The 20,557-nt window shown below is 63.5% G+C and carries 19 protein-coding genes and 2 riboswitches; of the genes, 10 read left to right on the forward strand and 9 right to left on the reverse strand.

Going from position 1 to position 20,557, the window contains the following annotated elements; all coding sequences use genetic code 11:
* Positions 1-38: 38 nt before the first annotated feature.
* Entirely contained in the window at positions 39-1,052 is a 1,014-nt protein-coding gene (locus ACXJKE_RS08340; RefSeq protein ID WP_457280122.1) for an LLM class flavin-dependent oxidoreductase, read from the reverse strand.
* A gap of 472 nt (positions 1,053-1,524) precedes the next feature.
* Between ACXJKE_RS08340 and ACXJKE_RS08345 the strand changes: the two genes are divergently transcribed.
* On the forward strand, positions 1,525-2,400 hold the full coding sequence (locus tag ACXJKE_RS08345) for an alpha/beta fold hydrolase (protein ID WP_457280123.1): 876 nt from the start codon (positions 1,525-1,527) through the stop codon (positions 2,398-2,400).
* A 3-nt stretch (positions 2,401-2,403) separates the two neighbouring features.
* Here ACXJKE_RS08345 and ACXJKE_RS08350 read toward each other — a convergent pair whose 3' ends face one another.
* Complete coding sequence (locus tag ACXJKE_RS08350; protein ID WP_457280124.1) at positions 2,404-2,814, reverse strand: FKBP-type peptidyl-prolyl cis-trans isomerase; 411 nt, start codon at positions 2,812-2,814, stop codon at positions 2,404-2,406.
* A 283-nt stretch (positions 2,815-3,097) separates the two neighbouring features.
* Here ACXJKE_RS08350 and ACXJKE_RS08355 point away from each other — a divergent pair, with 283 nt between their 5' ends.
* From ACXJKE_RS08355 to ACXJKE_RS08395, 9 genes are all read left to right on the forward strand, one after another.
* On the forward strand, positions 3,098-3,805 hold the full coding sequence (locus ACXJKE_RS08355; protein WP_457280125.1) for a FadR/GntR family transcriptional regulator: 708 nt from the start codon (positions 3,098-3,100) through the stop codon (positions 3,803-3,805).
* A gap of 221 nt (positions 3,806-4,026) precedes the next feature.
* Complete coding sequence (locus ACXJKE_RS08360) at positions 4,027-5,601, forward strand: sugar ABC transporter ATP-binding protein (protein ID WP_457280961.1); 1,575 nt, start codon at positions 4,027-4,029, stop codon at positions 5,599-5,601.
* A gap of 31 nt (positions 5,602-5,632) precedes the next feature.
* Complete coding sequence (locus ACXJKE_RS08365) at positions 5,633-6,616, forward strand: ABC transporter permease (RefSeq protein WP_457280126.1); 984 nt, start codon at positions 5,633-5,635, stop codon at positions 6,614-6,616.
* A gap of 68 nt (positions 6,617-6,684) precedes the next feature.
* On the forward strand, positions 6,685-7,629 hold the full coding sequence (locus tag ACXJKE_RS08370) for a substrate-binding domain-containing protein (RefSeq protein ID WP_457280127.1): 945 nt from the start codon (positions 6,685-6,687) through the stop codon (positions 7,627-7,629).
* A 50-nt stretch (positions 7,630-7,679) separates the two neighbouring features.
* Complete coding sequence (locus ACXJKE_RS08375) at positions 7,680-8,687, forward strand: aldo/keto reductase (RefSeq protein WP_457280128.1); 1,008 nt, start codon at positions 7,680-7,682, stop codon at positions 8,685-8,687.
* A gap of 132 nt (positions 8,688-8,819) precedes the next feature.
* Positions 8,820-9,149: an L-rhamnose mutarotase gene (locus tag ACXJKE_RS08380; protein ID WP_457280129.1), complete on the forward strand. Its 330-nt coding sequence runs from the start codon at positions 8,820-8,822 to the stop codon at positions 9,147-9,149.
* Positions 9,150-9,171: 22 nt separating this feature from the next.
* Positions 9,172-10,182, forward strand: a complete 1,011-nt coding sequence (locus tag ACXJKE_RS08385) for a zinc-binding alcohol dehydrogenase family protein (protein ID WP_457280130.1) — start codon at positions 9,172-9,174, stop codon at positions 10,180-10,182.
* A gap of 13 nt (positions 10,183-10,195) precedes the next feature.
* Complete coding sequence (locus tag ACXJKE_RS08390) at positions 10,196-11,344, forward strand: mannitol dehydrogenase family protein (protein WP_457280131.1); 1,149 nt, start codon at positions 10,196-10,198, stop codon at positions 11,342-11,344.
* Positions 11,345-11,516: 172 nt separating this feature from the next.
* Positions 11,517-12,284 carry a transglutaminase-like domain-containing protein gene (locus tag ACXJKE_RS08395; RefSeq protein WP_457280132.1) on the forward strand — a complete coding sequence of 256 codons (768 nt, stop codon included), beginning with the start codon at positions 11,517-11,519 and terminating at the stop codon, positions 12,282-12,284.
* Positions 12,285-12,295: 11 nt separating this feature from the next.
* On the opposite strand, the gene ACXJKE_RS08400 is transcribed toward ACXJKE_RS08395, so the two are convergent.
* From ACXJKE_RS08400 to ACXJKE_RS08430, 7 genes are all read right to left on the reverse strand, one after another.
* A complete protein-coding gene (locus ACXJKE_RS08400) occupies positions 12,296-13,051 on the reverse strand; it encodes a sulfite exporter TauE/SafE family protein (protein ID WP_457280133.1) in 756 nt (251 codons plus the stop codon).
* Position 13,052: 1 nt separating this feature from the next.
* Positions 13,053-15,947 carry an aminomethyl-transferring glycine dehydrogenase gene (gcvP, locus tag ACXJKE_RS08405; RefSeq protein ID WP_457280134.1) on the reverse strand — a complete coding sequence of 965 codons (2,895 nt, stop codon included), beginning with the start codon at positions 15,945-15,947 and terminating at the stop codon, positions 13,053-13,055.
* Between the two features lie 58 nt (positions 15,948-16,005).
* On the reverse strand, positions 16,006-16,371 hold the full coding sequence (gene gcvH / locus ACXJKE_RS08410; protein ID WP_457280135.1) for a glycine cleavage system protein GcvH: 366 nt from the start codon (positions 16,369-16,371) through the stop codon (positions 16,006-16,008).
* 54 nt (positions 16,372-16,425) lie between these two features.
* Positions 16,426-17,586, reverse strand: coding sequence for a glycine cleavage system aminomethyltransferase GcvT (gene gcvT, locus ACXJKE_RS08415; RefSeq protein ID WP_457280136.1), 1,161 nt, complete (start codon positions 17,584-17,586; stop codon positions 16,426-16,428).
* A 55-nt stretch (positions 17,587-17,641) separates the two neighbouring features.
* Positions 17,642-17,745, reverse strand: a riboswitch (glycine riboswitch).
* 21 nt (positions 17,746-17,766) lie between these two features.
* Positions 17,767-17,882, reverse strand: a riboswitch (glycine riboswitch).
* Between the two features lie 27 nt (positions 17,883-17,909).
* Entirely contained in the window at positions 17,910-18,479 is a 570-nt protein-coding gene (locus ACXJKE_RS08420; RefSeq protein WP_457280137.1) for a hypothetical protein, read from the reverse strand.
* A gap of 72 nt (positions 18,480-18,551) precedes the next feature.
* Positions 18,552-19,829, reverse strand: a complete 1,278-nt coding sequence (locus ACXJKE_RS08425) for a TRAP transporter large permease (RefSeq protein ID WP_457280138.1) — start codon at positions 19,827-19,829, stop codon at positions 18,552-18,554.
* Between the two features lie 202 nt (positions 19,830-20,031).
* A complete protein-coding gene (locus ACXJKE_RS08430) occupies positions 20,032-20,526 on the reverse strand; it encodes a TRAP transporter small permease (protein ID WP_457280139.1) in 495 nt (164 codons plus the stop codon).
* Between the last annotated feature and the right edge of the window lie 31 nt (positions 20,527-20,557).

Consider the following 20,557-nt stretch of genomic DNA (forward strand, 5'->3'; position numbering starts at 1 on the left):
AATAGGAGTATGCGCGAGCAGCTATCAAAACAGTAGCGCTATGCGCGGCGCTGGTTTCCTTGCTGCAGCCTGTCTCGCACCTGCGCGGTGATTTCCAGGGAGTGCCGGGCGATGGCGGGGTCGTAAATGTGAGTGGTCACCATCAGTTCATCGGCCCGGGTGTCCTCGATGAAGCGCTGAAGCTGGTTTTCAACCGTTGCCGCCGAACCTGCGACGGCATAGCGCAGCATACGCTGCGCGCCGGCTTTCTCGGCCGGTGACCAGTAGCTTTCGATGTTGTCGATAGGCGGCGGCATCGGCCCCGGCGTGCCGCGCAACAGGTTGGTCATGGCCTGCTGCACGGAGGTGAGCTGGTAGTGTGCCGCTTCGTCCGTTTCGGCCGCGACGACATTGGCCACCACCATGGCATAAGGTTTGGCGAGCTGCGCGGAAGGCCTGAAGCCGCTGCGGTACAGGTCCAGCGCCTGCATAAGCATGTCGGGTGCGAAATGCGATGCGAAGGCAAAGGGCAGACCCAGCATGGCAGCGAGCTGGGCACCGAAGAGGCTGGAGCCCAGCAGCCACAGTGGTACCTTGAGGCCCGCGCCCGGCACGGCGCGGATTTTCTGGCCGGGCTCTAGCGGTTCAAAATAGGCCTGCAGTTCCTCGACGTCCTGCGCAAAGGTGTCGGCGTTGTTCTGGTTGTCACGCCGCAGCGCGCGTGCGGTGAGCTGGTCGGTGCCCGGTGCGCGTCCCAGCCCGAGGTCGATACGGCCAGGGTACAGCGAAGCCAGCGTGCCGAACTGCTCGGCGATCACCAGCGGCGAATGGTTGGGCAGCATCACCCCGCCGGATCCCACGCGGATGGTTTGCGTGCCGCCCGCCACGTGGCCGATGACCACCGCGGTGGCGGCGCTGGCGATGCCGGGGTTGTTGTGATGCTCGGCCAGCCAGAAGCGCTTGAAACCCAGTTGTTCGGCATGCCGGGCCAGGGCCAGGGTGTTGCGAAAGGCATCGGCGGCAGTGGCGCCCGTGACGATGGGGGATAGATCGAGGACTGAAAAGGGGATCATGTTTTTGCGCCCTCTCCCCGAAGGAGTGGGAGTGAAGAGGAAGCGAGCCAGCCTGAATTCATGGATGTTGTTGTAAGGGTGCCGGGCCAGTTTAGGAGCTTGGCGATGGCCGCATGAGGGGCAGGGTATAAGAACCTGTTTACGGTCTAAACGAGGCCGCGCAAGCCCCTTCTCGGGATGGGATGCAAGGCGCGGTGCGACACCCATAGCACAGCTATGGGTTAGCATCGCAACGCCGCAGACTGCCCGAGAAGGGGCTTGCCCTTCGGGTTGGGGTGACGCAAACGCGGTCGCGTTTGCATCCCCATTGGGGCAGCTGCACGACGCCCAGCCGGCCGGCTGGGCGGTCGGGCGATTGAGCCACCCAGGCCCTTGCATGGGCATTAGCCCATGCGGCGGTCCCGGTCGGCCCACTCATCCCGATTGCACCCCAACGCGGCTCCGTTTAGACCGTAAATAGGTTCTATCTCCCATGACAGATTCGGCAAACATTGAGCTGCCCTCCGAAGCGCTTGCGATGCTGCGCACGGCCAGCCGTTTTGAAACCCCTTGCGGCGACGGCACCATGGTCTGGCACACGTGGGGCCAGGCCACGCGCCGGCCCGGGCTCGCGCCCCTGGTGCTGCTGCACGGCGGCAGCGGCAGCTGGATGCACTGGCTGCGCAACATCCCCGCGCTGGCCGCGTCGGGCCGCTGGGTGCTGGTGCCCGACCTTCCCGGTTTTGGCGATTCGGCCGCGCCTTTACGGGGCACCGATGCCGACGTGCTGCCCGAACCGGTCGAGCAAGGGCTGGCCCTGCTGGCGGGCGAGGCGGCCTGCGACCTCGTGGGATTTTCCTTTGGCGGCATGGTGGCCGGCTTTGTGGCGGAGCGCTTCCCCGCCCGGGCGGCGCGTGTGGTGCTGGTGGGTGCGCCCGGCCTGGGTGTCGCGCCCGAAAAAGCCATACGCCTGCGCGCATGGCGGCATATCACCGATGCGGGCCAGCGCGACGAGATCCATCGCCACAACCTCGCGGCGCTGATGCTGTACCGCGCGGACGCGATCAACGAACTGGCCTTGCGCCTGCACATCGCCAACGTGCTGCGCGACCGCATGAAGGGCCGCAGCCTGGCGCGCACCGGCGCGCTGGCTCAGTCACTGGCGCGGCTGCGCTGCCCGGTGTGGGCGATTTACGGGGAAGAGGATGCGCTGTACCGCGGCAAGCTTGATGGGCTGCGGGCAGCCCTGGAGCGAGCTGCGGACTTCAGGGGCCTGGCCCTGGTCGAAGGCGCCGGCCACTGGCTGCAGTTCGAGCGCGCGGAGGCCTTCGACAAAGCCCTCCTCACGACGCTCGAAGCGCCTCTTTAGCTTTTACTTTTCAATCGCGAGCAGTTCGATGTCGAAGGTCAGCGTGGCATTGGGTGGCACCACGCCGCCGGCGCCGCGGTCGCCATAGGCCGTGGCGGGTGGACAGGTCAGTGTGGCCTTGCCGCCGACCTTGATCTTCTGCACGCCTTCGGTCCAGCATGGCACCACGCGGTTCAGCGGGAAGGTGGCGGGCGCGCCGCGCTTGTAAGAGCTGTCAAATTCCTTGCCGTCGGCCAGCGTGCCGCGGTAGTGCACCTTGACGGTGTCCGTCGCTTTGGGCTGCGCGCCGGTGCCGTCGGTGCTGTGCACGATCTTCACGCCGCTGGGCAGGGTCTCGGCCGGGGCGGCGGCAAGGGCGGTGCTGGACAGGGCAATGGAGGCCAGGGCGATGAGCGCGGCGGTCAATGTCTTCATGGAGGTCATGCTTTCGTGGCTATGGGGTAATCGGAGAGGGTGACCTGGATTATCGTCCTGGCTCTCGCCTTGCCTCAGTGGTGCCGGCTCGCCTATCTCAGGTTGTCAGGTCGCTGAGCTGGATCCTGAGGGGGCGGAAGGTATGAGTGGTACTCCAGCCAATCAAAATTGGCTCAAATTGGTAACGTCAGCGTGAAAAATTTTGCATTGGCCTTACCAGTTCGAACCATAACCCCATAGCAAAAACCGCCGTCGCATAAACTGCACTTCACGCGGAGGATTCATGCTGGACCAACTCAAACAGGTCGACAACCGTCGGCTCTACCAACAAATTGCCGAGCAGATTCGCGCCTTCATTGACAAGGGCAACTACACCGCGGGTGCGCGGTTGCCGCCGGAGCGCGATCTGGCCCTGCAGCTGGGCGTCTCACGCCCCTCGGTGCGCGAGGCACTGATTGCACTGGAAATTGAGGGCAGCGTGGAAGTGCGCATGGGCGCTGGCGTGTACGTCTGCAGCGCGGCCCAGCGCAAGCCGCAGTCCCTGGCCACCATGGGCGAAAGTCCGATCGAGCTGATGCAGGCACGCGCCGCCATCGAGGGCACCATCGTGCTGCAGGCCTGCGCCAAAGCCACGCCCGAAGCACTGTTGGCGCTGCGACAGATTCTGGACAACATGCTGTCCGCCATGGCGCAAAACCGTTCGCCCCTGGCCTTTGACCGGCAGTTTCACCAGACGATTGCAGCCATGACAGGCAACTCCGTGCTGGAGCGGCTGGTGGGCGAGCTGTTTGACGAGCGCCATAGCCCGATTGCCGCGCGCCTGAGCGCGCACTCCGAATCCGGCCAAAGCTGGGCCGTTGCGCTACAGGAGCATGAGGCCATCCTGCGCGCCCTGGAGAACCGGGACGTACTGGCCGCGCAGAACGCCATGCGCATGCATCTGCAAGCCTCCGAACAGCGCTGGGTCGAGAACCGCCGCGAATGGTCATGAGCCCAAGCTCTGCACCTCGTGGCCAGGCCTGTGCAATTGCGCAGATTTTGTTTCGTTTTTTCACACAGATTTTGACGCTGGATCACGGGTAAGCACCAATACCCACGCGCTTCCTGGTAAGGCCAAATACGGCAGATTGTGTCAGGTGGCCTTACCAATTTGCAAAACATGCAAATTGGTCCCTCCCGGTTCCCTGACCCGCCAAAGAGGAGTTCGCATTGCTGTCATCCGTGTCCGATCCCGTCTGTCCCGACGCGCCCAGCCCCGTTGAGGCTGGCGTACTGTTGCGCCTGGAAGGGATTACCAAACGCTTCCCGGGAGTGCTGGCACTGGATGGTGTGAGCTTTGAGGTGCGAAGTGGGGAGGTACACGCGGTGTGCGGCGAAAACGGCGCGGGCAAATCGACGCTGATGAAGGTGATCAGCGGCCAGTACCAGCCCGATGCGGGGGCCCTGTACTACCGCGGCGAAGCCTGCCAGTTCCAATCCACCGCCGACTCCGAGGCTGTCGGCATTGCCATCATTCACCAGGAGCTGAACCTGGCTCCACACCTCACGGTGGCCGAAAACATTTACCTGGCCCGCGAGCCACGCAAAGGCTGGCTGATCGACCGGGCAGCACTGCGCCGCCAGGCAAAGCAATGCCTGGACCGGTTGGGGCAGGACATCTCACCGGACGCTCTGGTCAAAACCCTCTCGGTAGCCCAGCAGCAGATGGTGGAAATTGCCAAGGCGCTGTCGCTCAACGCCCAGGTGCTCATCATGGACGAACCCACCTCGTCCCTCACGGAGTCGGAGACCGAGAAGCTGTTTGCCATCATCCACGAGCTCAAGCGTACGGGGGTGGGTATTGTCTACATCTCCCACCGCCTCGACGAACTGGCCCTCATCGTGGACCGGGTCACCGTCTTGCGCGACGGACGCTACGTGTCCACCGAACGCCTGGCCGACACCAGTGTGGAAGGGATCGTGGCCAAAATGGTGGGGCGCTCGCTGGACGATGTATTCCCAAAGAGAACGTCCGTGCCCACGACCGACGTGTTGTTGCGCGTGCAGGGCCTGACACGCCAGGGTGTGTTTCACGACGTAAACTTTGAGCTGCGCCGTGGCGAAATTCTGGGCTTTGCAGGGCTCATGGGGGCCGGCCGAACCGAAGTGGCTCGCGCCGTTTTTGGTGCCGATCCCATCGACGCGGGCGAGGTGTTTCTGGCCGGGCAGCGTCTCACCATTCACTCGCCGCGGGATGCCGTGCGCCAGGGGCTGGCCTACCTGTCAGAGGACCGCAAGCACGACGGACTGGCATTGAAGATGAATGTGGCACAGAACATCACGCTGGCCAACATGGAAGCCGTGTCCAACCGTGCGGGCATGATCCAGTTTGCGAAGGAGCAGGATGCCGCACGCCATTACATCGGCGCTCTCGACATTCGCACGCCCAGCAGCAGCCAGATCGTGCGCCTGCTCTCGGGGGGCAACCAGCAGAAGCTCGTGATCAGCAAATGGCTGTTCCGTCAATCACGCGTGCTGTTCTTTGACGAGCCCACACGCGGCATTGATGTGGGCGCCAAGTACGCGATCTACCAGTTGCTGGACCAGCTCGCAGGCCAGGGTATTGGCGTCGTGATGATCAGCTCCGAGCTGCCCGAAATCATGGGGATGACCGACCGTGTCGCGATCTTCCATGAAGGCCGCCTGGTCACCATCCTCCCCACCCGCGAGACCCACCAGGAGGAGGTCATGCACTACGCCTCCGGCCGCAGCGTGCCGCCCCTGCAAGCCGACCAGCTGACCCACTGAACCCTCCAGGACTTCTTTCCCGAACCACACCATGACCGAACAACAACAAGACCTGTTTCAGAAATTTGCCGCGCTGGCCAGCCTGCTGGGACTCATCGCCATCTTCTCGTTCACCAGCAACGCCTTCTTCAGCGTGGGCAATGGCATGACCGTGGCGCTGCAGGTGACATCCATTGCCTACCTCGGCATCGCAGCAACCTGCGTGATCATCACGGGGGGTATTGATCTCTCGGTAGGTGCCATCCTGGCACTGTCCGGCGTCGTGGCCGCCATGCTGGTCAAGGCGGGCGCGCCCGTGCCGCTGGGCATGTTTGCCGGCCTGCTGGTCGGTGCCCTGTGCGGGCTGATCAACGGCCTGTGTGTGACGGTGCTCAAACTGCCGCCCTTTATTGCCACCCTGGGAATGATGCTGGTGGCACGCGGCGTGGCCTTGCAGCTGACCGATGCCCGCGCCATCAGCGGCCTGGGCGACAGCTTTGCGGAACTGGGCAACGGAGCCTTGTTCCGCATCGTCAATATCGGTGCGGACGGCTTCCCCGATGTGGTGTTCGTCGGCATTCCCTATCCCGTGGTGCTCATGATCGTGCTGGCGCTGGCCGTCTCCGTCCTGCTTAACCGTGCCACGCTGGGCCGCCATCTGTACGCCATCGGCTCCAACCTGGAAGCCGCCCGGCTCTCGGGCGTGAACGTCAACGGCGTGACGCTGTTTGCCTATGTGCTTTCCGGTTTGCTGGCCGGGCTGACCGGTTGCGTGCTGATGTCACGCCTGGTCACGGCCCAGCCCAGCGAGGGCCTGATGTACGAACTTGATGCCATTGCCGCCGCGGTGATAGGCGGGACCTCGCTCACGGGTGGTGTGGGCACGGTGTCGGGCACCGTCATTGGTGCGTTCGTGATTGGCATCCTGCGCAACGGTTTGAACATGAGCGGCGTGTCCGCTTTCACTCAACAAATTCTGATTGGCGTCGTCATCCTGCTGGCCGTATGGATCGACCAGATGCGCCATCGCAAGTGATCCCTACCGGTAGGGCTTACCGGGACTTCGAGAGACAACCTCCACAACCACTACCCATGAGGAAAGAAATGAAAAAATTTGTCCACACACTGATCGCAGCCGCCCTGGTCGCTGCGTCGTCGATGGCTATGGCCGCCGACAAGGAAATTGCCGTCATCGTGAAGACCGCCAACTCGGACTTCTGGCAAAACGTGAAGAAGGGCGCCAACGCTGCCGTGGGAAATCTCAAGGGCTACACCGCCACCTTCCAGGGCGCAGCATCCGACACCGACCTGGCCGGGCAGGTGGCCCTGGTGGAAAACGCCGTGAACCGCAAGGTCGCCGGCATCGTGCTGGCCCCGTCGGATCCGGATGCCTTGATCCCCGCCATGAAAAAAGCCTGGGAAGCCAAGATTCCTGTGGTGTTGATTGACTCCGCCGCATCGGATTCCGGCAAGGCTTACTACCAGTCCTTCCTGGCCACCGACAACAAGACTGCCGGAGAAATGTCCGCCAAGACGCTGATCGAGAAAGTCGGTACCACCGGCAAAATTGCCGTCATGTCCTACACCGCGGGCTCGGGCTCCGAAATCGGCCGCGTGGGAGGTTTCACCGACTACATCAAGAAGCATTCCAAGCTGCAGATCGTGGGCCCCTTCTACTCCAACTCGCAGATGGGTACCGCACTGAACCAGACCACCGACGTGCTGGCCGCCAACCCCGACCTCAAGGGCATCTTCGGCGCCAACGAACCCACCGCTATCGGCATGGGCCGCGCACTGGTTCAGTCGGGCAAAGCCGGCAAGGTGGTCGCCATTGGCTTTGACGGAAACTCCGACCTGCAAGGCTTTGTGAAAGACGGCACCATCGAGGCGATTGCCGTGCAAAGCGCCTTTGAGATGGGCAACCTCGGCGTAAAGACGGTGGCGGAAATCGTGGCAGGCAAGAAAGTGCCCGCCTTCCGCGATACCGGTGTGTTGATGGTGACCAAGAAAAACATCGACACGCCCGCAGCCAAGAACGTTCTCTACTAAACCGTTCCAACCCAAGGACCCTCCGGCACCGGCTGCCGGAGGATGGGCATATGCACACCACGGATCTGAAACTCCTTCCCCGCGTGGACCTGCGGCTGACAGCCCTGGGCCTGGGCTGTTCGCAAATGGGGGGCCTGTACCGTGCCACCAGCGCCCGCGAGGTAGAGGAGGTCTTTGCGAACGCCTGGGCGGCCGGCGTGCGCTATTTCGACACGGCACCCTACTACGGCTACACCCGCTCCGAGCACCGCCTGGGCGCCCAGCTGGCCGACTGCCCCCGGCACGAATATGTAGTCAGCACCAAAGTGGGCCGCCTGCTGCGTCCTGATGCCAGTGTGACTGCTGGCGATGGCGGATGGGCCAACCCCTACCCGTTTCGCCCGCAGTATGACTACAGCTACAGCGGCGTGATGCGCTCATTCGAGGACAGCCAGCAACGGTTGGGTCTGGCCCACATCGACATCCTGTACGTACACGACATCGGCCGCGACACCCACGGCGAACAGCATGCGCATTACTGGCAACAATTGACCACGGGGGGCGGCTTCCGCGCGCTGGACGAATTGCGCGCAAGCGGTGCCACCAAGGCAGTGGGCCTGGGCGTGAACGAATGGCAGGTGGTGATGGACAGCATGCAGGAGTTCGACCTGGACTGCACCATGCTGGCCGGGCGCTACACCCTGCTGGAGCAGGACTGCATCACCCCCTTTCTGGGCGACTGCATGCGCCGCGGCAACGCCATCGTGGTGGCCGCGCCGTTCAACTCCGGCGTCCTGGCGGGCAACACCAAATTCAATTATGCGGAAGCCCCGCCCGCCGTGGTGGCGCGCGTGCAAGCCTTGGCGCTGGCTTGCGAGGAATTCGGCGTGCCCCTGCAGGCCGCCGCACTGCAGTTTCCACTGGCGCACCCTGCGGTGGTGAGCTGCGTCACCGGCACCCGCACCGCAACCCAGCTGCAACAGAACGTCGCCTGGCTGGAGACGCCCATTCCCGCCACGCTGTGGCAGGCCCTGCGCAGCCGCGGCCTGCTGCATCCCGATGCGCCGGTACCAGTCTGAGGAAGCCCCATGCTGATCGACGCGCACCCGCATTTCTGGAATCTGGCAAACCGCACTGGCCACTGGCCGTCATCTTTGGCGGCAATGCGCGCCGCCTGTACCACCTTGGCCAACATATAGACGGAAATTGACATGCAACGAATGGGATGGGTCATTGGTATCGACCCCCGGCACATCGCCGAGTACAAGCGGCTGCACGCGGCCGTCTGGCCCGCTGTGCTGCAGCGCATTCACCAATCGCAGGTGCGCAACTACAGCATTTTTCTGCGAGAGCCGGAAAACCTGCTGTTCGGCTACTGGGAATACCACGGCCGGGACTTTGACGCGGACATGGCCGCTATCGCCGCTGATGCTGAGACGCAGCGTTGGTGGACCCTCTGCGGCCCCTGCCAACGCCCCCTTCAAACCCGCGGCCCAGGCGAGCACTGGGCCGCCATGGAATCCGTATTCCACATTGACTAACCACTTCCACCCAAGGACATCTATGCTGACAGTCATTTGCGAAACTCCCGGCGTGCTGCGCACGGTCGAAGGGGCCATGCCCATCCGCAATGAAGGCGATGTGCTGCTGCGCATCCGCCGCGTGGGGGTGTGCGGCACAGATCTGCACATCTTCACCGGCAAGCAACCCTTCCTGGCCTATCCACGCGTCATGGGCCACGAGATCGCGGGTACCGTAGAGGAAGCTCCAGCGGACGGCCCCCTTCAGGCCGGCGACAGCGTCTTCGTCATGCCTTACCTGTCGTGCGGCCGGTGTGTAGCCTGCCGCCAGGGCAAGACCAACTGCTGCGTCCACATCCAGGTGCTGGGCGTGCACCGCGACGGCGCCTTCACAGAGTATCTCAACGTACCCGCGCAGTTTGTGCGCAAGGCAGAGGGTGTCTCACTGGACCAGGCCGCCATGCTGGAATTTCTGGCTATTGGTGCCCACGCTGTACGTCGCGCCGACGTGCAGCCCGGCCAGCGTGTACTGGTGGTAGGGACGGGCCCCATCGGCATGGCTGCCTTGCTATTCGCCGGCCTGCGTGGTGGTCAGGTCACAGCGCTGGACACGCGAAAGGAGCGGGTGGAATTCTGCAAACAACACCTGGGGGCGCATGCGGGTGTTGTGATAGGTGACAACGACCTGGACGAGCTGCGCGCACTGACCGATGGAGATTTTTACGATGTCGTTTTTGACGCCACGGGCAACGCAAGGGCCATGGAGCGCGGCTTCCAGTTCATTGCCCATGGCGGCAAGTATGTGTTGGTGTCGATAGTGCTGGACAATATTACGTTCGCCGATCCGGAGTTTCATAAACGCGAAGCGACGCTGCTGGGCAGCCGCAATGCCACCATGGAAGACTTCGAAACGGTGCTTGAGGCGATGCGGGGCGGCAAAATCCCCACCGCAGCACTCAACACTCATCGCATGGCCCTGGCCGATGTACCCGCCCAGTTCGCCACCCTGCTGGACCCCACGCAGGGCGTCGTCAAGGCGCTGATCGAATGCTGACCGGAGTCTCCACGTGAGCACGCCCATCCTCCAGTTTGGCACCGGGCGCTTTCTGCAGGCGCATGCGGACCTGTTTGTGTCCGAGGCCCTGGCCCAGGGCCAGGCGCTGGGCGGCATAACCGTGGTGCAGAGCACAGACAGCCCGCAGAGCAGCGCGCGCGCCGCGGCACTGGCACATGGCTACCGCGTCGAATTGCGCGGCATGCAACATGGCCGGCGTATCGAGGAAACCGTGCAAGTGAACGCAGTACAGGCCGTCTGGCATGCCCGCCGCGACTGGACACTGTTGCGCGATGCCATGGCTACCACCGTGCAGGTCATCATCTCCAACACCGCGGACATGGGCTATGCACTGGACGACTCCGACACCGCGGCGCTGCTGCGTAGCCCGACGACGACGCCGCCGCCGCGCAGCTACCCGGCCAAGCTGGTGGCGCTTCTGCACCACCGCTGGCAGCAGCAGCCGGAGGCTCCCCTGACGCTGTACCCCTGCGAACTGGTCAACCGCAACGGGGACACGCTGCGCAACCTGGTATCCACGCTGGCACAGAGCTGGGGCGTTACGCCCGCCTTCCTTCGCTATGTGCGGGAGCACTGCGTGTGGGTCAATTCACTGGTGGACCGCATCGTGTCGTCTCCGCTGGAACCCGCCGGTGCAGTGGCCGAGCCCTATGCGCTGTGGGCCATCGAACGCCAGCCGCGCATGGTGCTTCCTTGCAGCCACCCGGCCATGGTGGTGACGGATGCACTGGCCCCCTTCGAGCAACGCAAGCTCTGGCTGCTGAACCTGGGCCACACGATATTGGCCGAACGCTGGCAGCTGCTGGGCGGTGCTGCTGACATGACCGTGATGCAGGCCATGCACACCCCGGCGCTGCGCACCCCGCTGGAGGCCGTGTGGGCCGACGAGGTGCTGCCGGTATTTGACGCCGAGGGCACAGGCCCCGAGGCCCACGCCTACCTGGTGGAATTGCGCGACCGCCTGCTCAACCCGTTTCTGGAACACCGTCTGGCCGACATTGCCAAGGACCACGCGCAGAAGAAGCTGCGCCGCCTGGCACCCGTGCTAGAGCGCGCCGTGGCGCTGCAACTGCCCATCGCACAGACCCAGCTGCGCAATGCGTTAGCTGAAACCGGAAGCACCCTGGGCACTGGTGCCTGAACCACCGGCTGGTCACCTGCGTTTGATGACATGCTGCGGCGCAACATCCGACGCCGCGAGCCCTCATGCCAGGGGCCAGTCCCTCAGCGCCCGGGCGTGGAACGGAAATTCGCCGCAATTGCGCCTCCGGGGTTACGATGCGTAAACCATTCACTCCGTCGGTGGTTCCATGGTGGCACTTGCCGCACAATTCGATTCGCCCCGCCGGCTGCATCAAAGAGCCAGCGACCGGCCGCAGGACTGGCTTGGCACAACGCCCCTGCTGGACCTGGACGACACCAAGCTGCGCCTGAAGGCTCGCTCGATTGTCCAGCTGTGCCGCACCGACCGGGACAAGGCACTGGCTATCTATCGCTTCGTCAAGCGCCTGCCTTATACCAAGCGGATCAAGCTGCAGTACCCGACCGCCCGCGACGTACTTGAGGCGCGCGGAGGCGACGGTGACGACAAGGTGACGCTGCTGATCGCGCTGATGCGCTCCGCCGGCATCCCGGCCCGTGTGCGCTACATGGAGATGCGCGGCGAGATGCTTCGCGGCCTGATCCCGCGGGCCACGCCGGCGGCGCGGCCGCTGGCGGAGTTCTGGCTGGGCCGTTGGGTGCGCACCGACACCTACATCTTCGATGCCGAATACGTGGCTGCGGCGCTCGAACGCCTGAAAGCGAACGGCTGGGAGTGCGGCTGGGGTATCCACATCAATGCCCAGCTTCTGTGGGACGGAAAGAACGACGCCTTCCTCGGCGGTGTGCCTACCGAGCAGGACCCCATGCTCACGCGGCTTCTGTGCGTGGTGAGCGATCCTCTGGAACTGGTGTCGGCATCCCTCGGGGGCAGCGGGCTGCGTTACCGTCGATCACTGCGGGCCTTGCAATGGAATGCGCTGGCTCCGACCATGATTCGGGCCATTCGTGAGCTGCGGGCCGGCTCGCGTTTTTATTGAAATGACAGGCCCTAGCCCATCCGCCGCAGCAACTCCGGCACGGATGACACCAGCATCGCCACGCCGGAGCAGGTCAGCAGGCTCAGCACCAGTCTGCGAAAGGCCAGGTCGCTGATGCCCGTGTAAACACGCCCGCCCAGCCAGGCGCAAATGAGCGCAGCAGGCGCCACGATGGCCAGCATGGGCAGCGTTTCGCGCGTGACCAGGCCGGCGGCAACATAGCTGGCCATGGTGACGGTCAGCACGGCCAGATTGAAGTTCTGGATGACGGCGCGCTGGGCACTCTTTTCGTAGCCGCGCAGGGTGCACCACAGTGTCGGAATCACACCGCTGAAACCACCCAAGGCCCCCATGAAACCACCGGCAACGCCAATCGTGCCGTCGGCGACGCGGCCCCCATGGTGAATGCGCGGGAGCTTGCCCGAAAAAAGCATGGCCGGGCACCATAGCGCCAGCAGCATGCCGAGAAACAGCTTGAAGAGCTGGACGTCAAGTTGCGGCAACAACAGCAAACCCAGCGGGAGCCCCAGCAGGCCGCCGGCCAGAAACGGCAGCAGGCGCTTCCAGTCAGTTGTGCGGCTGACCGTAAAGGCCGCCATGACCTGGCCCGTCAGGCCGCCGAACACCGCCATGACAGCCGCCAGCTTCGGGTCTATAGCCCAGGCCCAGAAAGACATGGCGACAAGGCTGAAGCCAAAACCCGACAGGCCCTGGACAAACCCCGCTGCCGCCGCCCCCGCGACGATCAGGATGATGTGAGCGTCCAACTCAGGCGTAATCACTCACGGGCACGCAGCTGCAAAAAAGGTTGCGGTCGCCGTAAACGTTGTCGACGCGGCCCACCGGCGGCCAGTATTTGACCTGCTTGAGCGAGGCCAATGGGAAGGCGCCGGTTTCGCGGGAGTAAGGGCGGTCCCAGTCAGCGCCCATCAGGCTGGCCGCGGTGTGCGGCGCATGCTTGAGCGGGTTGTTGTCTTGCGGCCATTGGCCAGCTTCGATTTTTCGGATCTCTTCGCGGATGGCGATCATCGCGTCGATGAAACGGTCCAGCTCGGCCAGGGTTTCGCTTTCGGTCGGCTCGACCATCAGGGTGCCGGGCACAGGGAAGCTCAATGTGGGCGCGTGAAAGCCGTAGTCCATCAGGCGCTTGGCCACGTCTTCGGCGGTGACGCCGCTGGTTTCCTTGAGCGGGCGCAGATCGAGAATGCATTCATGCGCGACATGGCCATTCTCGCTGGCGTATAGCGTGGGGTAGTGGTCCTTGAGGCGCGAGCTGATGTAGTTGGCGCTCAGGATGGCGACTTCAGTCGCCTGCGTCAACCCTTCTGGTCCCATCATGCGGCAGTACATCCAGCTGATGGGCAACACCGCTGCGTTACCCAGGGGGGCCGCAGAAACCGCCCCCACGCCGTTGACGGGAATGCCGGCCGTGGCATGGCCGGGCAGGTAAGGCACCAGGTCAGCCACCACGCACACCGGGCCAACGCCCGGGCCGCCGCCGCCGTGCGGGATGCAAAAGGTTTTGTGCAGGTTCAGGTGGCTCACGTCGCCGCCGAACTCGCCCGGCGCGGCCACGCCCACCAGTGCGTTCATGTTGGCGCCGTCCACGTAAACGCGTCCGCCGTGGCTGTGCACCATGGCGCAGAGCTCTTTTACCTGGGTTTCGAACACGCCATGCGTGCTGGGGTAGGTGATCATCACGCAGGCGAGGTTGGCGCTGTGCTGTTCGCACTTGGCCTTGAGGTCGGCCATGTCGACATTGCCCAGCGCGTCGCAGGCGGTCACGACGACGGTCATGCCCACCATCTGGGCGCTGGCCGGGTTGGTGCCGTGAGCCGACGAAGGGATCAGGCAGATGTTGCGATGACCCTGGCCTTTGGCTTCATGAAAGGCCTTGATGACCAGCAGGCCCGCGTACTCGCCTTGCGAGCCGGCGTTAGGCTGCAGGCTGATGCCTGCATAACCCGTGGCTTGGCACAGCCAGTCGCGCAACTGCTTGTCGAGTTCCGCATAGCCCTGCAGCTGGTCTGCGGGTGCGAAGGGGTGAATGTTGGCGAACTCCGGCCAGGTGATGGGAATCATCTCGCTGGTGGCATTGAGCTTCATGGTGCAGCTGCCCAGCGGAATCATGCTGCGATCCAGTGCGAGATCTTTGTCGCTCAGCATGCGGATGTAGCGCAGCATGCCGGTTTCGGAGTGGTGGGTGTTGAACACCGGGTGCGACAGGAAGGCGCTGGTGCGGCGCAGGCCGGCGGGGATCAGCGACTCGATGCCCTTTTCGAAAGCGCTGACCACGGGTACGGTCTGGCCGGGCCTGGCGAAGAAGGACCAGAGCAGTTCGATGTCCTTGCGGCTGGTGGTCTCGTCCAGCGACACGCCCAGGTGATTATTCAAGCGAAAACGCAGGTTGGCGCCCGCCGAACGTGCGCGGTCAGCTATCAAATTGGTAGCGTCACCCGTCTTCACCGTGACGGAATCGAAGGCGCCTGTGTTGGTGATTTCATAGCCCAGCTCTTTGAGACCCTGCACGAAGATGGCCGTATAGGCCGCCACACGCTCGGCGATGCGCTTGAGGCCTTGCGGGCCGTGGTAGACCGCGTACATGCTGGCGATGACGGCTGGCAGCACCTGCGCGGTGCAGATGTTGGAGGTGGCTTTCTCGCGGCGGATGTGTTGCTCACGGGTTTGCAGCGCCAGGCGGTAGGTCGGGTTGCCGTGGCTGTCGATGGTCACGCCGACCAGGCGGCCGGGCAGCGAGCGCTTGAATTCGTCGCGGCAGGCAAGGTAAGCCGCGTGCGGCCCCCCGTTGCCCATGGGCATGCCGAAGCGCTGGGTGTTGCCGAGCACGATGTCGGCATCCCATTCACCGGGCGGGGCCAGCAGCGTGAGCGCCAGCAGGTCGGCCGCAACGCAGAGGGCTGCGCCATCGACATGCGCCTGGCCGGCCAGCGGGCGCAGGTCATGGATGCTACCTGTGGTGGCGGGGTATTGCGCCAGCACGCCGAAGTAATTGCCTTCGGCCATCAGTTGCGGCACCGTGACGGCTGCCGTGCTGACCTTCACCTCGATGCCCAAGGGCTTTGCGCGGGTCTGGATCACCTCAATTGTTTGCGGGTGGCAGTCGCCTGCGACGATGAAGACATTGCTTTTGCTTTTCACGCTGCGCTTGGCCAGGGTCATGGCTTCGGCGGCGGCGGTGGCTTCGTCGAGCATGGAGGCGTTGGCGATCGGCATGCCGGTCAGGTCGCAGACCATGGTCTGGAAGTTGATCAGCGCTTCCATGCGGCCCTGCGAAATCTCAGCCTGGTAGGGCGTGTAGGCCGTGTACCAGGCGGGGTTCTCGAGGATGTTGCGCAGGATCACGCCCGGCGTGTAGGTGCCGTAGTAGCCTTGGCCAATGAAGTTCTTGAACACCTGGTTCTTGGCCGCGATGGCTTTGAGCTGCTTGAGCGCGGCCGCCTCCGTGACGGGGGCCGGGATGGCCATGGCGGTGCTGCGTGCAATCGAGCGTGGAACAATGCCTTCCACCAGCGCGCGGCGCGAGGCCGAGCCCACGATGCTGAGCATGTGGACTTCGTCGGCGTCATCGATGCCGATGTGGCGGGCGATGAATTCGGCAGGGTTTTCAAGATCGCCCAAGGGCTTGGCGGATTGCATCAACATGTCGGGTCCCGTGTCAGGCTTGGCAGCCAGGAGTCAGAAAAAAGAATCGGTCAGAAAATCAGGCAGCGAAGGCGGTGTAGCGGGTTTCGTCCATCAGCGCGTCAAGCTGCGTTGGGTCGGACAGCTTGACTTTGAAAAACCAGCCGGCGCCCATCGGGTCGCTGTTAGCGAGAGATGGGTCGTCTCTTAGGGCTTCGTTGATTTCGGTGACTTCGCCACTCAAGGGCATATACACGTCGGCCGCGGCCTTGACGGATTCGACAACACCGGCGGTTTCTTTCTGGGCGAAGGTGGTGCCGACAGCCGGCAGGTCCACAAACACCACATCGCCCAGCGCATCCTGCGCATGCACGGTGATGCCGACGGTGGCGACGTTGCCTTCAATCTTGACCCATTCGTGGTCTTCGGTGTATTTGACGGTCATGAGGTTCTCCAGGGGTTGAGTGGGGTGAATAAAACGGGGAGCTTGATCTGGTGCTTAACCGCGGTAGTAGCGGGCGGGAACGAAAGGCATGGCGGCCACTTCCATGGGCACCGGCTTGCCGCGCACGATGGCGTTCACGCGTGTGCCCAGCGCAGCGAACTCAGGTTTGATGTAACCCATGGCGACGGGCTGGTTGATGGTGGGGCCCAACAAACCGCTGGTGACTTCGCCGATAGCCATGCCGTCGGTGCTTTGCAGTTCGGTGTGGTCGCGTACAGGGACGCGCTCCAGCGCCACCAGGCCGATACGCTTGCGGGTGAGTAGGGCGGGGTCTGCCAGTTGGGCCAGGATTTTGTCCGCACCCGGAAAGCCGCCGGCACGTGCGCCGCCGGTGCGGCGGATCTTTTGCATGGCCCAGTTGAGGTTGGCCTCCACCGGCGTGGTGGTGGTGTCAATGTCGTTGCCATAGAGGCACAGGCCCGCTTCCAGCCGCAGCGAATTGCGCGCGCCCAGGCCGATGGGTTTGACTTCAGGTTGCGCGAGCAGCGCGCGTGCGAGTGCGTCAGCTTGCGAAGCAGGCACCGAGACTTCAAAGCCATCTTCACCGGTGTAGCCGCTGCGGGTGATGAAGCAGTCGCAGCCGGCCACGCTGAAGCGGCCGCCGGTCATGAATACGAGTTTTTCGACACCGGGCGCCAGGCGCTGCAAGGCAGTGACGGCCTGTGGGCCCTGCAGCGCCATCAGCGCCATTTCCGGCATGGGGATGACTTCGCAGCGCGAGCCGATCTTTGCCTGGATGTGTGCAATGTCGCCGACCTTGCAGGCGCCGTTGACGATGACAAAGAGGTCGCCGCCGTTGGCGTAGTCGCGGTTGAAGAACATCAGGTCGTCGATGATGCCGCCGTCGTCGTTCAACAGCAGGCCGTAGCGCTGCTTGCCGGCGGGCAGGTCGATCACATCAACGGGTATCAGGGATTCCAGCGCGACTGCGGCATCAGCACCCACCAGGCGTAGCTGGCCCATGTGGGACACGTCAAAAAGGCCGGCAGCCTGGCGTGTGTGGTGGTGTTCCGCCATCAGGCCCGCGGGGTACTGCACCGGCATCGAATAGCCCGCAAAAGGCACCATGCGCGCGCCAAGCTCCACATGCAGGTCATGCAGGGGCGTTTTCAACAAGGTTTCGGGGGCGGCGGAAGAGGTGGACGAATCGGACAAGGCATTCTCCAGGGGGCAAACACGGTCATGGCAAGAACTTGTTCTCAATCCATGGGCTGCCCCTGCTGTCCACTTTACCTGAGAGATTCACCCGGCGATGCAGGCTTGCTCCTTCGGTGGGCTGCCCGTGAAAGGCGGCCTCTCTCCAGTAGGGAACGCCTTGCCGCGTGGTGCGCCGCAGGGCGGTTGCCAGTCCTTTTGCCTGAGCGTTCAGTGCTACTCAAGGGGGGTGCCCCCAGGGTGCTCGTGCGCCTTCGGCGGTTTTCGCGAGGAAAACTCTCTCCTGACACCGCTGAGTGTAACGGAAGCCGCTGTCGGCTCGATCAGGCGGCCTGGTGCTGCGGCAGCAGCATGGCGATGCGCTCGCTGATGGAGTCGGCGCGCTCGTGGCCCGCGATTTTTTCGATTTCCTCGATCATTTCGCGCGAGGCGCCGAGCATTGTCTCGCGGTCTTTGGCATTGCGCAGCGCTTCGCGAAAGCGCTCGGCCATCTCCGGGTTGCGCCGGGCGAACATGCGTTCGCAGATGTCGAACAGGAACATCCGGGTTGTGGCAAGCGAGCGCTTGCCTTCAAATTGATCGGCAGAGACCTGAATGGCCTGGGTGGTTTCGGGGCTGGGAAAGTTCTGTAGCTGCGCCGGCGTGAGTGTGTGGGCGGGTGCAGGCGCGGGGTTTTTTGCCGGTGCGGACGTCTTGCCGGGATGGGCTTCCAGAAAGCCGTCGCGCAAAAGACGCAGGGCAATCGCTTCGCCGTCGCCCTCAAACAGCGGGCGGAAGTCCTGGGCCGACTTGCTGCCGTCGGCCATCAGCAGCAGGGTGCGCTCGCGCTGGCCTAGCGTTCTCACGCCGGGCTTGAGCTCGGCACGGGCGCGGTCGGTTTTGTGGAGCTGCATGGATTTCATCCTGAAATGAAACCCCGAGCATGGCTGCTGAAAATGACAGCCTCGTGAATCCCGTCCGAAAAGCTATTTTGCGTAGACGAGATCCCGCAGAGCCAGCGACAGCTGCGGGACGTAAGTGACCACCATCAGGCAAGCCAGGATGACGAGCACAAAGGGGATCAGGTGGGTCACGATGCGGTCCAGCGATATCCTGGCGACGGTGCAGGCCGCGAACAGGTTCACGCCGAAAGGCGGTGTGATCATGCCCAGGGCAAGATTGACCACCATCACCAGCCCGAAGTGCACCGGATCGATGCCGAAATGCACAGCCACTGGCGCCAGGATGGGTGCCAGAACAATGATGGCGGCGCTGGTTTCAATGAACATGCCGATGATGAACAGCGCCGCGTTAACGCCGAGCAGGAAGAGGGCGGGCGATTGCAGCACTGCTTCCAGCCAATGGCCTATGGCGTCCGGCACGCCGGCCCGGGTGATCAGAAAGGCGAACAGCCCGGCATTGGCGATGATGAACATGATCACGGCGCTGGAGAGCACCGATTTGCGCAGGATGACGTACAGGTCGGCCGGCTTGATTTCGCGGTAGATCACGGTGCCGACGACCAGCGCATAAAACACCGCCACCGCCGACGCCTCGGTCGGCGTGAAAATCCCGCCGTAAATGCCGCCCAGAATAATCACCGGCATCAGCAGCGCCCAGCCGGCCTGCCAGGTCGCCTTGCCAAAGCTCAGGCGGCCGTCGCCGTCGTGCTTGCCCCAGCCCTTCCAGCGGCAGTACAGGTGCACGAACAGCATCAGCGCGCAGCCGATCAAAAGCCCCGGGCCGAAGCCGGCGATGAAGAGTTCTCCGATCGAGACCTCGGCGCTCACGCCGTAAAGAATCATGGGGATGGATGGCGGAATGATCACGCCCAGTTCTGCGCTGGTGGCCTGCAGGGCTGCGGCGTAGGCGGTGGGGTAGCCGTGCTTGATGAGCGCCGGGATCAGGATGGCGCCTATGGCGAAAGTAGTGGCCACAGAAGAGCCCGACACGGCCGCAAAAATCATGCAGGTCAGCACGCAGGTCATGGGCAGGCCGCCCTGGACGCCGCCCACAATGCTTTTGGCGAACTCGACCAGGCGGCGCGAGATGCCGCCGGTTTCCATCAGGTTGCCGGCCAGGATGAAGAAGGGGATCGCGGCCAGCGGAAACTTGTTGATCGAGGAGAACATCTCCTTGACTGAAATCAGCATGTTGGCGTTGGACGCCTGGATACCGAAGATGGACGCCAGGCCGATGGAAACGGCCACGGAAACGGTGAGTGCAAAGCACAGCACCATGGTGGAAATCATTACCGCGGTCATACTTGGCCCCCACGCTTTTCACTTCGTGTAATGCGCGAGGCCTTGCAGGCCGCGGCTCGCGAGACGCTTCGCCTCTGTCGCCCGTCCAAGCCTGCGCAGGCAGGCTTGGAGCCGCGGGCTCCAGCCCCTCTGGGGCCGCGCCTGCGGCCCGGCAAAGCCGGTTCCGCGGCCCCTGCTTGAAGGTGAAATCCAGTTTTTGTTCTCATTGTGCGGTTTCCAATTCATTCCGCTGTGGGTCGATCAGGTTGCCGATGATGCCGATCACGCAGAACATGCCGCCGACAGGCATGGCCACATAGCCCCAAAACATGGAAATGGATTCAAGGCCGGCCATGGACTGCACACGCCCGCGAAGGGAATAGTCCCAGCCCCACCAGACGATGACTGCGACGAGGAACAGGGCGGCGAGGCAGACCAGCCAGTCCAGCACCCGCCGGATGCGAGGTGGGTTCCAGCGATAGAGCACATCCACGCTGACCATGGCGCCCTGGCGGAAAGCCGTGGGAATTCCCATAAAGACCATCCAGATCAGGCTGAGGCGGATCAGAATTTCACTCCACTCTGCAGGCTGCTCGAAGACAAAACGCGTCAGGATCTGGAACACGCCGAGCCCCGATGCGATGACCAGCATCACGCAGGCCACCAGCATGGAGAAGCCGGTGGTCCACCGTTCAAGTTGGAGAAATACTTGTTTCATGGATGCGCCGATACATGAGGAGAATTGAAAA

It is taken from the genome of Polaromonas sp. P5_D5 (assembly GCF_054049435.1).

Excerpts from the sequence above, each read along its gene's own strand:
- ACXJKE_RS08345 (WP_457280123.1), top strand. The coding sequence starts at position 1,525 with ATGACAGATTCGGCAAACATTGAGCTGCCCTCCGAAGCGCTTGCGATG.
- ACXJKE_RS08355 (WP_457280125.1), top strand. The coding sequence starts at position 3,098 with ATGCTGGACCAACTCAAACAGGTCGACAACCGTCGGCTCTACCAACAA.
- ACXJKE_RS08380 (WP_457280129.1), top strand. The coding sequence starts at position 8,820 with ATGCAACGAATGGGATGGGTCATTGGTATCGACCCCCGGCACATCGCC.
- ACXJKE_RS08375 (WP_457280128.1), top strand. The coding sequence starts at position 7,680 with ATGCACACCACGGATCTGAAACTCCTTCCCCGCGTGGACCTGCGGCTG.
- ACXJKE_RS08365 (WP_457280126.1), top strand. The coding sequence starts at position 5,633 with ATGACCGAACAACAACAAGACCTGTTTCAGAAATTTGCCGCGCTGGCC.
- ACXJKE_RS08340 (WP_457280122.1), bottom strand. The coding sequence starts at position 1,052 with ATGATCCCCTTTTCAGTCCTCGATCTATCCCCCATCGTCACGGGCGCC.
- ACXJKE_RS08370 (WP_457280127.1), top strand. The coding sequence starts at position 6,685 with ATGAAAAAATTTGTCCACACACTGATCGCAGCCGCCCTGGTCGCTGCG.
- gcvP (WP_457280134.1), bottom strand. The coding sequence starts at position 15,947 with ATGTTGATGCAATCCGCCAAGCCCTTGGGCGATCTTGAAAACCCTGCC.
- ACXJKE_RS08425 (WP_457280138.1), bottom strand. The coding sequence starts at position 19,829 with ATGACCGCGGTAATGATTTCCACCATGGTGCTGTGCTTTGCACTCACC.
- ACXJKE_RS08420 (WP_457280137.1), bottom strand. The coding sequence starts at position 18,479 with ATGCAGCTCCACAAAACCGACCGCGCCCGTGCCGAGCTCAAGCCCGGC.
- ACXJKE_RS08350 (WP_457280124.1), bottom strand. The coding sequence starts at position 2,814 with ATGAAGACATTGACCGCCGCGCTCATCGCCCTGGCCTCCATTGCCCTG.
- ACXJKE_RS08385 (WP_457280130.1), top strand. The coding sequence starts at position 9,172 with ATGCTGACAGTCATTTGCGAAACTCCCGGCGTGCTGCGCACGGTCGAA.
- gcvH (WP_457280135.1), bottom strand. The coding sequence starts at position 16,371 with ATGACCGTCAAATACACCGAAGACCACGAATGGGTCAAGATTGAAGGC.
- ACXJKE_RS08430 (WP_457280139.1), bottom strand. The coding sequence starts at position 20,526 with ATGAAACAAGTATTTCTCCAACTTGAACGGTGGACCACCGGCTTCTCC.